Source organism: Pseudovibrio exalbescens, assembly GCF_028737195.1.
Taxonomy (GTDB): domain Bacteria; phylum Pseudomonadota; class Alphaproteobacteria; order Rhizobiales; family Stappiaceae; genus Pseudovibrio; species Pseudovibrio zosterae.
Genome location: NZ_JAQZAJ010000002.1, coordinates 479,544 through 493,221 on the forward strand (window position 1 = coordinate 479,544; position 13,678 = coordinate 493,221).

Annotated in this window: 15 protein-coding genes; 12 read left to right on the forward strand and 3 right to left on the reverse strand. The window is 53.8% G+C overall.

Annotated features, from left to right (window positions below; all coding sequences use genetic code 11):
* Positions 1-3 precede the first annotated feature (3 nt).
* The 4 genes from sdhD (at position 4) to PUV47_RS07385 (ending at position 3,969) form a co-directional block, all read left to right on the forward strand.
* The gene (gene sdhD, locus PUV47_RS07370) at positions 4-387 is read left to right on the forward strand and encodes a succinate dehydrogenase, hydrophobic membrane anchor protein (RefSeq protein WP_274217871.1); all 384 of its coding nucleotides are present in this window, start codon (positions 4-6) and stop codon (positions 385-387) included.
* Between the two features lie 4 nt (positions 388-391).
* A complete protein-coding gene (gene sdhA, locus PUV47_RS07375; protein ID WP_274217872.1) occupies positions 392-2,257 on the forward strand; it encodes a succinate dehydrogenase flavoprotein subunit in 1,866 nt (621 codons plus the stop codon).
* Positions 2,258-2,281: 24 nt separating this feature from the next.
* Positions 2,282-3,121 (forward strand): FkbM family methyltransferase, encoded by an 840-nt coding sequence (locus PUV47_RS07380; RefSeq protein WP_274217873.1) that lies wholly within the window; start codon positions 2,282-2,284, stop codon positions 3,119-3,121.
* Positions 3,122-3,186: 65 nt separating this feature from the next.
* Positions 3,187-3,969, forward strand: coding sequence for a succinate dehydrogenase iron-sulfur subunit (locus PUV47_RS07385; protein WP_274217874.1), 783 nt, complete (start codon positions 3,187-3,189; stop codon positions 3,967-3,969).
* Between the two features lie 52 nt (positions 3,970-4,021).
* Here PUV47_RS07385 and PUV47_RS07390 read toward each other — a convergent pair whose 3' ends face one another.
* Positions 4,022-4,705, reverse strand: a complete 684-nt coding sequence (locus PUV47_RS07390; RefSeq protein ID WP_274217875.1) for an outer membrane protein — start codon at positions 4,703-4,705, stop codon at positions 4,022-4,024.
* Positions 4,706-4,817: 112 nt separating this feature from the next.
* The gene (locus tag PUV47_RS07395) at positions 4,818-5,417 is read right to left on the reverse strand and encodes a TetR/AcrR family transcriptional regulator (RefSeq protein WP_274217876.1); all 600 of its coding nucleotides are present in this window, start codon (positions 5,415-5,417) and stop codon (positions 4,818-4,820) included.
* Between the two features lie 213 nt (positions 5,418-5,630).
* Here PUV47_RS07395 and PUV47_RS07400 point away from each other — a divergent pair, with 213 nt between their 5' ends.
* Both PUV47_RS07400 and PUV47_RS07405 read left to right on the forward strand, forming a co-directional pair.
* Positions 5,631-5,981 (forward strand): carboxymuconolactone decarboxylase family protein, encoded by a 351-nt coding sequence (locus PUV47_RS07400; RefSeq protein ID WP_274217877.1) that lies wholly within the window; start codon positions 5,631-5,633, stop codon positions 5,979-5,981.
* Between the two features lie 121 nt (positions 5,982-6,102).
* Positions 6,103-6,921 carry a DNA polymerase beta superfamily protein gene (locus tag PUV47_RS07405; RefSeq protein WP_274217878.1) on the forward strand — a complete coding sequence of 273 codons (819 nt, stop codon included), beginning with the start codon at positions 6,103-6,105 and terminating at the stop codon, positions 6,919-6,921.
* Positions 6,922-6,995: 74 nt separating this feature from the next.
* On the opposite strand, the gene PUV47_RS07410 is transcribed toward PUV47_RS07405, so the two are convergent.
* Positions 6,996-7,373, reverse strand: a complete 378-nt coding sequence (locus PUV47_RS07410) for an MAPEG family protein (protein ID WP_274217879.1) — start codon at positions 7,371-7,373, stop codon at positions 6,996-6,998.
* 304 nt (positions 7,374-7,677) lie between these two features.
* Between PUV47_RS07410 and PUV47_RS07415 the strand changes: the two genes are divergently transcribed.
* The 6 genes from PUV47_RS07415 to sucD all read left to right on the forward strand — a co-directional run bounded on the left by PUV47_RS07415 (position 7,678) and on the right by sucD (position 13,551).
* Positions 7,678-8,136 carry a low molecular weight phosphatase family protein gene (locus PUV47_RS07415; protein WP_274217880.1) on the forward strand — a complete coding sequence of 153 codons (459 nt, stop codon included), beginning with the start codon at positions 7,678-7,680 and terminating at the stop codon, positions 8,134-8,136.
* A 179-nt stretch (positions 8,137-8,315) separates the two neighbouring features.
* Positions 8,316-8,849: a protease inhibitor Inh/omp19 family protein gene (locus PUV47_RS07420; protein WP_274217881.1), complete on the forward strand. Its 534-nt coding sequence runs from the start codon at positions 8,316-8,318 to the stop codon at positions 8,847-8,849.
* Positions 8,850-9,060: 211 nt separating this feature from the next.
* Complete coding sequence (gene zapE / locus PUV47_RS07425; RefSeq protein ID WP_274217882.1) at positions 9,061-10,218, forward strand: cell division protein ZapE; 1,158 nt, start codon at positions 9,061-9,063, stop codon at positions 10,216-10,218.
* A 189-nt stretch (positions 10,219-10,407) separates the two neighbouring features.
* Entirely contained in the window at positions 10,408-11,370 is a 963-nt protein-coding gene (gene mdh / locus PUV47_RS07430; protein WP_274217883.1) for a malate dehydrogenase, read from the forward strand.
* Between the two features lie 67 nt (positions 11,371-11,437).
* Positions 11,438-12,637 carry an ADP-forming succinate--CoA ligase subunit beta gene (gene sucC / locus PUV47_RS07435; protein WP_274217884.1) on the forward strand — a complete coding sequence of 400 codons (1,200 nt, stop codon included), beginning with the start codon at positions 11,438-11,440 and terminating at the stop codon, positions 12,635-12,637.
* On the forward strand, positions 12,637-13,551 hold the full coding sequence (sucD, locus tag PUV47_RS07440; protein ID WP_274217885.1) for a succinate--CoA ligase subunit alpha: 915 nt from the start codon (positions 12,637-12,639) through the stop codon (positions 13,549-13,551). The genes sucC and sucD overlap by 1 nt, the downstream gene beginning before the upstream one ends.
* Positions 13,552-13,678: the final 127 nt, after the last annotated feature.

The window sequence follows — 13,678 nt, forward strand, 5'->3', positions numbered from 1 at the left end:
CCGATGACTGACATGCGCACTCCACTCGGGAAGGTTCGCGGGCTGGGTTCTGCAAAAGACGGAACCCAACATTTTTGGCGTCAACGCGTTACAGCGGTTGCCAACGTGTTCTTGATCACCTTCTTTGTGTTTCTGGTTATCTCCCTGCAGGGGTCCGATTATCAGACCTTCGTTGAGACGATGCAAAACCCGCTCGTTTCCGTGCTGATGCTCTTGGTAATCCTTGTTGGCTGCTACCACATGAAATTGGGTATGCAGGTGATCATCGAAGATTATGTACACACCGAAGGGCTGAAACTGCTTGCTCTGATGGGCAACATCTTTTTTTCATCCTTCATCGCACTAGCTTCCGCTGTAGCAGTGCTTAAGATCAGCTTCGGAGGCTGAATACATGGCTGGACAAACCAGTGGGGCCGCAGCACCGGGTGCATCCGGTCAGGCCTATGAGTTCGTCGATCATAGCTTTGATGTTGTCGTTGTTGGCGCCGGTGGCGCTGGCTTGCGTGCGACGCTTGGCATGGCAGAGCAGGGTCTCAAAACCGCGTGTATCACCAAGGTGTTCCCGACCCGCTCTCACACCGTGGCGGCGCAAGGCGGAATTGCAGCATCTTTGCAGAATATGACGCCAGACAGCTGGCAATGGCATATGTACGACACCGTAAAAGGTTCTGATTGGCTCGGCGACACCGACGCCATGGAATACCTCGCCCGTGAAGCGCCTGCAGCTGTATATGAGCTGGAGCACTACGGCGTGCCATTTTCTCGCACAGAGGATGGCAAGATTTACCAGCGCCCGTTCGGCGGCCATATGCAAAACTATGGTGAAGGCCCCCCGGTGCAGCGTACCTGTGCAGCAGCTGACCGAACAGGTCACGCTATTCTGCACACGCTCTATGGTCAGTCACTCAAGAACAATGCCGAGTTCTACATCGAGTATTTTGCGCTTGACTTGATCATGTCCGAAGACGGCGTGTGTCAGGGCGTGATTGCATGGAACCTTGATGACGGCACTATTCACCGCTTCTCGGCCAAGATGGTTGTTTTGGCGACGGGTGGTTATGGCCGTGCATATTTCTCGGCGACTTCCGCTCACACCTGTACGGGCGATGGCGGTGGCATGATTGCCCGCGCCGGTCTTCCGCTTCAAGACATGGAGTTCGTGCAGTTCCACCCAACCGGCATCTACGGCTCAGGCTGTCTGATCACGGAAGGTGCGCGCGGCGAGGGCGGTTATCTCGTTAACTCAGAGGGTGAGCGCTTCATGGAGCGTTATGCACCTTCTGCCAAGGACCTTGCATCTCGCGACGTGGTGTCCCGTTGTATGACGATGGAAATCCGTGAAGGTCGCGGTGTTGGCAAGAACAAGGACCATATCTTCCTGCATCTGGACCATCTGGATCCAGACCTGCTGGCTGAGCGTCTGCCTGGCATTTCCGAAAGCGCCCGCATTTTCTCAGGCGTGGATGTGACCAAAGCGCCAATCCCGGTTCTACCAACCGTTCACTACAACATGGGCGGCATCCCGACCAACTACTGGGGTGAGGTGCTGAACCCAACCGCCGAGGATCCAAATGCAGTCGCACCGGGTCTTATGGCTGTGGGCGAAGCAGGCTGTGCGTCTGTTCATGGCGCGAACCGTCTTGGTTCCAACTCGCTGATCGACCTTGTGGTGTTTGGCCGTGCGGCTGCCATCCGGGCAGGTGAAGTGATTGACCGCAGCGCGCCAATTCCAACACCGAACGAAGCATCCTGCGAGAAAATCATGGCGCGCTTCGATCGCCTGCGTAACGCGAACGGCTCTGCGCCGACCGCAGAGCTGCGCTCAAAGATGCAGAAGACCATGCAAGAAGATGCAGCGGTGTTCCGTACTCAGGAAAGCTTGGAGCAGGGCTGTCAGCGCATTTCTCAGATCTGGGATGAAATGGCAGACGTCAAGGTTTCTGACCGCTCGTTGATCTGGAACTCTGACCTTGTGGAAACGCTGGAGTTGGAGAACTTGATGGCAAACGCGATCACCACCGTCTACGGTGCTGAAGCGCGCAAGGAAAGCCGCGGTGCTCACGCTCGTGAGGACTTCAAGGACGGCCCACTTGGCGGTCGTGACGATGAAAACTGGCGCGTACACACAATCTCTCGTGTATCTGAAGACGGCAAGGTCGAACTGAGTTATCGCCCGGTCGTTCTGGATCCTTTGACCACCTACGATCAGGGCGGCATTGATCCTCAAAAGATCGCACCAAAAGCACGCGTATACTAAGTGCAGTTGCCGGAGTTGAGCGAGTTGAACAGCATAGCGCCCCACGTTGATACACAGTCTCCGTTTGGTACCTACCAGGCGGGCGATGCTGTGCGCTTCATGTGGCGGTTGGCTGATCAACATAAATTCCGGCAAAGCCTTCGCAAGTTTTTCCGGCGCATCAGCGCGCGGTTTTATGCTGGGCCCTATGATACGGAAGTGGAGGGCCTTCGTTTTCGCATTTATCCGGGCGAGAACTATGATGATCGCAAGATGCTGGCAAAAGGCCGCTTGCCGGAAAAGCAAGAGCACAAGTTTCTTCAGGAACTTTTGAAGCAGGGTGAAACCTTCGTGGATGTGGGAGCCAATGTGGGCACCTACAGCCTGTTCGCGGCGAAAGCGGGCATGAAGGTTGTGTCTCTGGAGGCAAACCCTGTCACCGCCAGCAAACTGCAATTTAACGCAGATGCGAACGGTATGGACGATCTCACTGTGATCGTTTGTGGCGCGGGTGCACAAGAGGGCACGCTGAACCTTTGGCTGGAGCCAACGAACTCTGGCTTTGCCACCATGGTCAAAGATCTGACCACAGGGCAATGGGCAGGGGATTGGAAGCCCGTTGAAGTTCAAGTGCGTCCACTGGAAGCCATCCTGCGCGATGCGAAGGTCGAGACTGTAGACTTGTTAAAGATCGACGTGGAAGGGTTTGAGGACCGTGTTCTTCTGCCTTTCTTGCGTGGCCGGACACAGGAAGCCTGGCCGCGCGTAATCTTGCTTGAAACCAATTGCCGCGACTTCTGGGAGGAGGACTGTCTTCAGGTTCTGGAAGAATGCGGCTATCGGGTTCATGCGGAAACACAAGATAATCTGGTGCTCGTGAGGTAACCCCACTTCGAGCAAGAACGGGGCCTCGACGCGAAAAGGGCCTCAACAGACGCGGAGCAAGAAAAATGGTTCAGCTGACGTTGCCTAAGAATTCCCGCATGGGCGAGGGTAAAGTCTGGGATAAACCGGAGGGCGCCACGAACCTGCGTGAATATCGGGTTTATCGTTGGTCGCCGGATGATGGACGCAATCCACGCATCGATACGTATTATGTCGACATGGACGACTGCGGTCCTATGGTTCTTGATGCACTGATCTACATCAAGAACAACATCGATCCGACCCTCACATTCCGTCGCTCTTGCCGCGAAGGCATCTGCGGTTCTTGTGCCATGAACATCGACGGCACAAACACGCTGGCCTGCACCAAGGGCGCGGACGAATGTCAGGACGAGATCGTCAAGATTTACCCACTGCCGCACATGCCCGTGGTCAAGGACTTGGTGCCAGACCTGACCCGCTTTTACGCTCAGCACCGGTCCATTGAGCCATGGCTCAAGACAACAACGCCTGAGCCGGCGAAAGAGTGGCTGCAGTCTCACGAGGATCGTCAGAAACTGGACGGCCTCTACGAGTGTATTCTGTGCGCATGCTGTTCCACTTCCTGCCCAAGCTACTGGTGGAATGGGGACCGCTATCTTGGCCCTGCTATTCTGTTGCAGGCCTACCGCTGGCTGATCGACAGCCGTGATGAAGCTACAGGCGAGCGTCTGGACAACCTCGAAGATCCATTCCGCCTCTACCGTTGTCACACCATCATGAATTGTTCTCAGACCTGTCCGAAGGGTCTCAACCCGGCAAAGGCAATTGCTGAGATCAAGAAGATGATGGTTGAGCGCCGCGTATAGGCAGCTACGCAGGTCGATAAGCTTTCAAAGCCGCCTTCGGGCGGCTTTTTTGCTAGAAGGTCTCAAAGTGATAGGTGATGCCGATACGCACGATGTCGCTCGTCACATCTTCGCTGAAGGACGTGGAGCCAATCCGGAAGGTGTCAGAGCCAAAGTCTATATGCTGATAGTCAAGGCGTAAGGACAGGTTGTCAGCCACCATCGCCTCAACGCCGCCGCCAACCATCCAGCCTGTCATTTGATTGGAATCGCTGCCGCCACCGAAGTTCGGGTTTTCTGCGCTTATCCGACTTGTTGCGACACCTGCATCCACATAGGCGAGAATGTACTCCCAGATGATGCCAGCGCGCACCTTGGCTGCGAGCAGGTAGTCTGAATCAAGGTCCAGACCTGAGGATGAATGCCCGCTGAACCCCCAAAGATTGCCTTCAATCTCCGCGCCAATGAAAACATCCTGATAAACATAGTTGTAGCCAGCGTAAAGCCCACCAACCGCGCCATCATAGCCACTGCTGGAGTCAAATCGGTCTTGCCCTCTCAAGTGGGCGTACCCAGCCGAGGCACCGACGTAAGCACCGGACCAGTCATAAAGCAAAGGCTCCAAAAATATTTCGGTCTCTGCAATCTCTTGTTCTTCTTCAATTCCAATGTCTTCAATGACCTGCTGTGCTTGAGCGTTGGAAGCAAGCAACGCACAGGCCATGATCGCAGACGCAGATACAAACACGCGATACATGGGAACCCCCTTGCGGGCTGAGGCCCTAAGCCAGTCAGAGGATGCCTCTGACCTACCCGCAGGGTAATACGAAAATTTTTATAAAACATTGATAACGCAGCGTCGCGTTGGTCTACCGGCGCTCAATGCCCTTAAGCAGCATTCGGATGACGCTGACGCATTGCTCACGCAAAATGGAATAGTCCGTATCGCTCCAAAGCTGCGGAAAGCGAAACTTGGTCGTCGCAGACTGAATGGTAATGGCAGCCTTTTTGGAGTTGCGGATGTCGAACTCTTCTGCAAGTACGCCGGACCTCAAAATGGTTTCGATGGGATGGCGCGTCAGGCGCAGCAGCTCTTCAGTATGCCTTGGCCGCTTGCTCATAATCACCTGCAAGCAGCTTCGCATTCCCTTGTGCTGATCGATGAGGCGGTGGGTCTCCTCAAGCTCTAGCAGAAGCAGCATGCTCAGGCGCGCTGCCGCGCTGGCATTGGGGTCCACTGCTGTCTCAAGCCGTGCGACAAGTCGAGCGATTTCCGCATCAACAACTGCGCAGACCAAGTGGAGCTTGCCGGGGTAAAAGTTATAGATGTGGGCCATGGAGATGCCTGATCCCTTGGCGATCTCAGCCAGAGATGTCTTCGCGTAGCCATTTTTCAGGAACGCGCTGCTTGCTGCTTCAAGGACATCAGCTGCCCGCCCCCTTGCAGCTAGGATCTCTCCAATGGCCATTGTTTTCTCGTGAAGGTGAACTGCCTGAGACTTCAAACCACAAGGCACAGCGTTACAAAACGTCTCGCGCCCGCGTGATTACCAAAGTCAGTTATATACGAAAAAACTCATAATTTATATAGTTTTACTGCGACAAGAACGCACTTAAATCCGGTTGTCGATCACTATTCACCCCTTTATATTAGATCTATCTAAAATAAGTAGGAGAGACCCATGTCCGTAGATAACTGGAAAGAATTCATCGCCCAGACCGATGGCCGACTTGCTGAAATGCGCCCCGGAATTCCCGGTGTGATGAAAGGATTTGGTGAAGTTGCCAAAAACGCCATTGCACCAGGCGCCCTCGATTCCAAAACCAAGGAGCTTATTGCGCTCGCCATCGGAATTGCAGCCCGTTGTGATGGGTGTCTGGGCTATCACGCAAAGGCGGCGATCAAGTATGGCGCTACACGCGAGGAAGTCATGGAGGCAATCGGCGTTGCAATCTACATGGGCGGGGGGCCTTCAGTAATGTATGGTGCGGAAGCGCTTTCCGCTTACGATACCTTTAAGAACGAGGGATAAGTTACTATTCCCGTTGATGGCAGCGCCAATTGACAGCATGCGCAGCTTACATACTTGCTCTTGAATGGTCTTGCAGGTAAGTCCTGCTAGAAATCGAGCTGTGAGCATGTAAGCTGTGGGTGTGCCAGAAAAAACAGATGCCAACATATCCGCTGCGACCAAAGAGGTTCTTCCTCATTTGGAGCGGCTGGCTACTGCGCATTCAATCTGCATCCTCCAAGCTGCCAATCCTGTCTGCTTGACCCAACTTGGTGAAGGCAGCACAGGGTTTCCCTCTTCACGGTTTGTCTTTGTTCGTTCGGTTGAGCATTACCTCTCGCTGTTTCCCAAAGAAGAACACATCGAAGATGAGGGCATTGAGCCAACCGACATCATCGGTTGGGATTTGCGCAAGGCGCTAGTTGCGGTTTTGCAAGGTGATCCTACAGCGGTTGACTGGCTGCGCATCACCCCTACTCAGATTTCAGTGAAAGGCTTCAAGGATAGTTTCGTTGGGTTCGCACAAGAGCACGGCGATCCTGTACGTTTTGCGCAAAGTCATCTTCAACTACTGCTGAAATTCCATCGTCGGTTCAAAGGGCAGCCGCAGGGCGAAATGGTGCCGGAAAAGCTGATTGATTTGCTCCGGCCGGCTCTATCGCTGCGTTGGTATTCACAGCACAAACTGCAAGGCCTGCCGCCCGCTCAGCTCGCGCATCTTCTTGATGATGTATTTATCCGCCCTGTTCTTCGTGGTGAGATCGTGGAGTTGTTGGATCGGCAGCGACAGGGACAACTCAAGGACCTGGAGCCGATTCCCACCGCCGTGGGAGAGCTTTTGCTTGCAGAAATTGAGGCCGGTCCTGCACTTGCGACTCGTAAACGGCGTCCGTTTACTCGCGAAATCATGCAGGAAGCGGACCGTTTCTTCCTCAGGTGGTCGGTCCTTAACCAGCGCTAAACCCGGAACCAGGCGCAGCCCTTGCGGCAACTAACCCCCTTGTTATTGCAGGTTTACCCTGCGTGTCTGCACTGTTAGGTCCAAACAGGTGTTGTGAAGATGGCGATTGTGCATGCAAAGCCAACAGTCCACGTGAGCGAGCGTAATGAAGCGCGGTTAAGCCAGAAGCAGGCGATGTAAAGAACGCGCATGGAAAGAAAGAGGCCGCACAGGCTGTTGATCCATTCCGGGTCTCCGCCTTGCCCGAGTGCCACGAAAACGGCGACAGCGAAGAATGGGAACGCCTCTAGGCTGTTGTAATGCGCGCTCTGCGCTCTTCGCCGAAATGGCTCGGACCAGTACTCTGGATTTCTAGGATCAGAGTTGTCGAAAGACTTGGACATTTTTCCCGGAAGTAATGCAACCAAAGGAAGCAGGCCCGCAATCAGAATCGACCAGATGGCAAATGGCATATTGAATGTGCTCCTGTTCTAAAAGCTTCGCATTATTAAGTAGATAGGCGTATTAGAGGTGGCGGCAAGATACTAGTACTTTTCAGTAGTTATGTTCAAATTTTCTAATGCAATGCAGTTTAAAGTTTAATCTGCTTAAAGGTGCCCTAGTTCTTTAGTCGACTTTTCCCACAATACTTTTGGAATTTTTCAGTTTCGTTGAACTGTGTCACAGAACCGAAGGGTTAACGAGTTACATCCGGCACCAAATTGATAACGGGCCCTGAACGAAATGGTGTCCCAAAACGGACCTAGGAGACATAGAATGGCAATAGCAAACGTTCTATTTGTCTGTGTCGATAATGCGCTGCTGAGCCTGATGGCAGAAGCCTATGCGAACGCGAAATCCAATGGTGTTGTGCGCGCCTTTTCTGGTGGCCCCATGCCTGTCGATGGAATGAACGAGTATGGTCGCAAGATTCTCGCAGACAAAGGCATTGCTGATAAAGGCCTCGAACCGAAATCGTGGAACATTTTTGCGTTTCCACATGCCCCGCAGCCGGACTTCGTCGTCGAGCTGCAAAGCGACGCTTTGATGATGACGCCGCCAAAGTGGGCGAACGACCCAGTCGTTTCCAAGTGGCAGGTTGTTCCGGGAAATCACCGGATCACTTCTCTGGAAGATGCAAAGACTGCTTTCCGGCGGATTCGTGAATCAATTGATCGTGCGCTTTTGTCTGGCCAGTTTGAAACAAACCATATGCTCTGGCGGGTGGCTGGTTAACTTGTGAAACAGTTGGTTTCTGTGCAAAGGTAGGCGGCATTAACCAGTTTTGTCGGCGACGGTGTTGGGGAAACGAGGCATTTAGGCCAATTTGTTACTGGTCTGTTTACCTTTTCGGGTCAATCTTTACGACAGTTATGGTTAATGCACGCTCATACTGAGGCAGGGTGAAAGACACTATGAACCGCGGTTTGACAATTGCACTGGTATCCGTTCTCGCAATCTCAACGATGGCGTGCCAGCGCACCACCTATACGCGCAGCTATGTATCACCGCTGCCAGCGACACCATCCACACCCGTAGCAGGGGATTCCTTATCTCCTCTCGATCAGCAACCGGGTGCAGGTCAGGGCGAAATCACCGGCCAGCCTCTTGATGGCACTGCTGACGGGACACAGGTCGCCTCGGTAGCGCCAGGCGCAGCAGGTGGCAGCTCCGTGGGCCGTACCGATCTGTTGGGCGGTTGGGATGTCGCATCTGGCGCGGACAGCTGTAAGCTATTCATGACGCTGACCACATGGAGTGGCGGTTACCGCGCCAATACCCGTGGCTGTAGCGACGAGAGCCTCTCTCGTATCGCGGCTTGGGATCTGAACGGCAGTCAGGTTGTTCTGAAAGATGCAGCAGGCTCTGACATTGCGCAGCTCTCAGGTGGTGGCAGCTCCTTCAATGGCGTGACAAATAGCGGCGCACCGATTTCCTTCCGCCGCTAATCAAGCGAAAAATCCGAGATTTTGAGCCCGGCACAGTTTAACTGGCGCCGGGTTTTTCTTACCTATCAGGTGGCCTTCCCACTTTTTGATAGGGGTGTCCGTGCGATTTTGGCTTGATTGCGAAATTGCCTAGGAACTATGCCTAGGCTGAAAAACTCGACTAGGGTGATCCCCGATCTCCATCGAACCAACACAACTAAAGTGGGGCCTTGTGACTGAAGCGATACCAAGCGCTGTAACCGTGAAGGGGCGCTACCAGGCAATGGTAGACGCGGGCGAAATTGAAGCTGATAGCGCCCAGGTGGCTGTTGTGCGCCATCTGGACGAATTGAATGCAGCGCTGACCGAGGCGCGCATCGCCACAAAAAAGAGCGCGCTGGGATGGCTGTTCAGCAAACGAAAAGCCGAGATTGCAGCGCCAAAAGGGCTTTACATTTGGGGCTCGGTTGGGCGCGGCAAAACCATGTTGATGGACCTCTTCTATCAAGTGGCAACAGAGCCAAAGAAGCGTCGATCGCATTTTCATGAGTTCATGGCCGAAACGCACGCACGGGTTTTCGAAGCGCGTAAACAAATTTCTGAAAAAAATTCTAAAAATTCAGACCCGATTTTGCCAGTTGCAGAAGCAATTGCGGAAGAAACACGTTTGTTGTGTTTCGATGAATTTACCGTGACCGATATCGCGGATGCTATGCTGTTGGGGCGCCTGTTCACCAAGCTTTTCGAGCGTGGTGTTGTTGTTGTCGCGACGTCCAACGTGGATCCTAAGGATCTTTACAAGGACGGCTTGAACCGAAGCCACATACTCCCGTTTATCGACCTTTTGCAGCAGAAGGTCGACGTATTGAAGCTGGATTCTAGAACGGACTTCAGGCTTGAAAAGCTGGCAGGCACCCAAGTTTACGTGAGTCCGCTTGGGCCGGAGTCCGATCGCCAACTCAATGAGATCTGGCGTAGCCTAACAAACAACGTGCCACCACACTCTGAAACACTGGAGAACCTCGGTCGTGAGATAAAGGTCGACAAGACCTGTGCTGGGGTGGCGTGGTTCACCTTCGACGAGCTTTGCCGTCAGCCGCTAGGGGCGTCGGACTTCCTGCGCATTGCGCAGGCGTACCACACCATCATTCTCGCAAATGTACCAGTGCTTGAAGCGCGGTTTAGAAATGAGGCAAAGCGCTTCATTAATCTCATTGATGCGCTCTATGACAACAAGGTCAAGCTCATCATCTCTGCGGATGCAGAGCCGGACAAACTCTATAGCGCGCCGTCTGGTACCGAGGTGTTTGAATTCGATCGCACGGCCTCCCGTCTGATTGAGATGCGTTCGGAGGAGTATCTCGAGGAGGAGCCGAGATTCGAAAACTGAAAAAAATACAAAAAATTCAGTTTTGGCGATTCAGAGCTGCTTTTTTATCCGAAAAACATGCCATATACGGGAAATAACGCGGTTGTCCCGTCGGTTTGCCTTGCGTGTATGCGTAAAACCCGGTAACGCACTGCGACAAATAAGCGCCTTTTTAAGGTGATGGGATTACGTAAACGGGAGCTAATTGATATGGCACGGAACAAGATTGCTTTGATTGGCGCAGGCCAAATTGGTGGCACGCTTGCTCACCTGGCAGGCCTGAAAGAACTGGGTGACGTCGTGTTGTTCGACATCGCCGAGGGCACGCCGCAGGGCAAAGCGCTCGATCTCGCGGAGTCTTCTCCAGTAGATGGTTTTGACTCTGCACTTTCCGGCGCAAACACCTACGAAGCAATCGAAGGTGCTGACGTTGTCATCGTAACCGCCGGTGTTCCGCGCAAGCCAGGCATGAGCCGCGATGACCTTCTTGAAATCAACCTGAAGGTCATGGAGCAGGTTGGCGCCGGCATCAAGAAGTATGCCCCAAATGCATTCGTCATCTGCATCACCAACCCGCTTGATGCCATGGTCTGGGCGCTGCAGAAGTTCTCCGGTTTGCCTGCAAACAAGGTTGTTGGCATGGCAGGCGTTCTGGACAGCGCACGCTTCCGCTACTTCCTGGCTGAAGAGTTTAAGGTCTCCGTGGAAGATGTCACAGCGTTCGTTCTTGGTGGTCATGGCGACACCATGGTTCCGCTGACCCGTTACTCCACTGTTGCCGGCATTCCGCTCACCGATCTGGTCAAGATGGGCTGGTGCACTGCTGAGCGTATGGAAGAAATTGTTCAGCGCACCCGTGATGGCGGCGCGGAAATTGTTGGCCTGCTCAAGACGGGCTCTGCTTTCTACGCCCCAGCCGCTTCTGCAATCCAGATGGCTGAAAGCTACCTGAAGGACAAAAAGCGCGTTCTGCCATGTGCAGCGCACCTGGATGGTCAGTATGGCCAGAAGGATATGTATGTAGGCGTGCCTTGCGTAATCGGTTCCAACGGCATCGAGCGCATTGTCGAGATCGAACTCAACAATGACGAAAAGGCGATGTTCGACAACTCCGTATCCGCAGTCGAGGGTCTGGTGGAAGCTTGTAAAAAGATCCAGCCAGCTCTTGCATAACACCATGATCTGACGGGAGCGTAGCGGTGCAAGCTGCGCTCCACCCACCTAGGAATAGGCAGAGCATATGAATATTCATGAATATCAGGCAAAGGCAGTGCTGAAAGAGTACGGCGCTCCTGTTGCTGAAGGTGTTGCGATCTTTTCTGCTGACGAAGCAGAAGCCGCAGCCAAAAAACTCCCTGGCCCGCTTTGGGTTGTAAAGTCTCAGATCCATGCCGGTGGCCGTGGTAAGGGTAAGTTTAAAGAACTGCCTGCAGATGCCAAAGGTGGTGTTCGTCTGGCGTTCAGCATTGATGAAGTCATCGCGAACGCAAAAGACATGCTCGGCAACACTCTCGTCACCGCTCAGACCGGCGACGCAGGGAAGGTCGTAAACCGTCTCTACATTGAAGACGGTGCCGACATCGAGCGCGAACTGTATCTCTCTCTTCTGGTAGACCGTTCCTCCGGTCAGGTGGCGTTTGTTGCGTCTACCGAAGGCGGTATGGACATTGAAGAAGTGGCCCATTCCACCCCAGAGAAGATCCTCACCCTGCCAATCAACCCGCTCGATGGTGTCACCGACGAGAAGGCTGGTCAGTTGTGTGATGCGCTGAAGCTGGAAGGCGATGCGCGTGCGGATGGCCTGAAGCTGTTCCCGATCCTCTACAAGGCGTTCGTCGAGAAGGACATGTCTCTTCTCGAAATCAACCCGCTTATCGTCATGAAGGATGGTCACCTGCGCGTTCTGGACGCCAAGGTCTCCTTTGATGGCAATGCGCTCTTCCGTCACGAAGACATTGTCGCCCTTCGCGACAAGACTGAGGAAGACGAGAAGGAAATCGAAGCCTCCAAGCACGATCTGGCTTACGTAGCTCTTGATGGCAACATCGGCTGCATGGTGAACGGCGCTGGTCTGGCCATGGCAACCATGGACATCATCAAGCTGTACGGTGCAGAGCCTGCCAACTTCCTCGATGTGGGCGGTGGCGCTTCTAAAGAAAAAGTGACCGCAGCTTTCAAGATCATCACTTCCGATCCAAATGTTAAGGGTATTCTCGTTAACATTTTCGGCGGCATCATGCGTTGTGACGTGATTGCGGAAGGTGTTCTTGCAGCGGTGAAGGAAGTTGGTCTGCAGGTACCTCTTGTTGTTCGTCTTGAAGGTACCAATGTTGAACTTGGTAAGAAGATCATCAGTGAGAGCGGCTTGAATGTTATTCCGGCTGACGACCTTGACGATGCAGCGCAGAAGATTGTGGCTGCTGTGAAGGAGGCCAACTAATGTCCATCCTCGTCGATAAAGACACAAAAATCATCGTTCAGGGTCTGACCGGTAAAACCGGCACATTCCACACTGAGCAGGCGCTTGAGTATTTTGGCACCAAGATGGTTGCAGGTGTACACCCTAAGAAGGGTGGCGAAACCTGGTCCAGCGGGATCGAAGGCGCAGCCGAGCTGCCAATCTTTGCTTCTGTAAAGGAAGCAAAGGACGCAACAGGGGCGAATGCTTCCGTTGTTTACGTCCCGCCAGCAGGCGCGGCCGCTGCGATCATCGAAGCAATTGATGCGGAAATCCCGTTCATCGTCTGCATCACCGAAGGCATTCCGGTCGCGGACATGGTCAAGGTGAAGGCACGCCTCGACAACTCCAACTCCCGCCTTCTGGGCCCAAACTGCCCAGGCGTTCTGACCCCTGAAGAGTGCAAGATCGGCATCATGCCGGGCTCAATCTTCAAAAAGGGTTCGGTTGGTATCGTTTCCCGTTCCGGCACGCTGACCTATGAAGCTGTGTTCCAGACTTCTCAGGAAGGTCTCGGCCAGACAACTGCCGTTGGCATCGGTGGTGACCCTGTAAAGGGCACCGAGTTCATCGACATGCTGGACATGTTCCTGGACGATCCAGAAACAGAATCCATCATCATGATCGGCGAAATCGGTGGTTCCGCCGAAGAAGAAGCTGCCGAATGGCTTCAGGAGCAGGCAAAGAAGGGCCGCAAAAAGCCGATGGTTGGCTTCATTGCGGGCCGTACAGCCCCTCCAGGTCGTACCATGGGTCACGCAGGTGCTGTGATTTCCGGCGGCAAGGGCGGTGCAGAAGACAAGATTGCGGCGATGGAAGCAGCGGGCATCCGCGTTTCTCCGTCTCCGGCAAAGCTCGGCAAGACGCTTGTCGAACTTCTGAAAGAAACCGCATAAGCCCGCCGCGCTGAGCGCAAATGGCTTACTGAACACGCGGTTGGCGCTCTGCTTGGCGCCAGCCGCCGATAAAAATGAGAGGTAGCCGAGACCCACTCTGCTGCCAGTCGCGGGTCAGGGCTCGAGT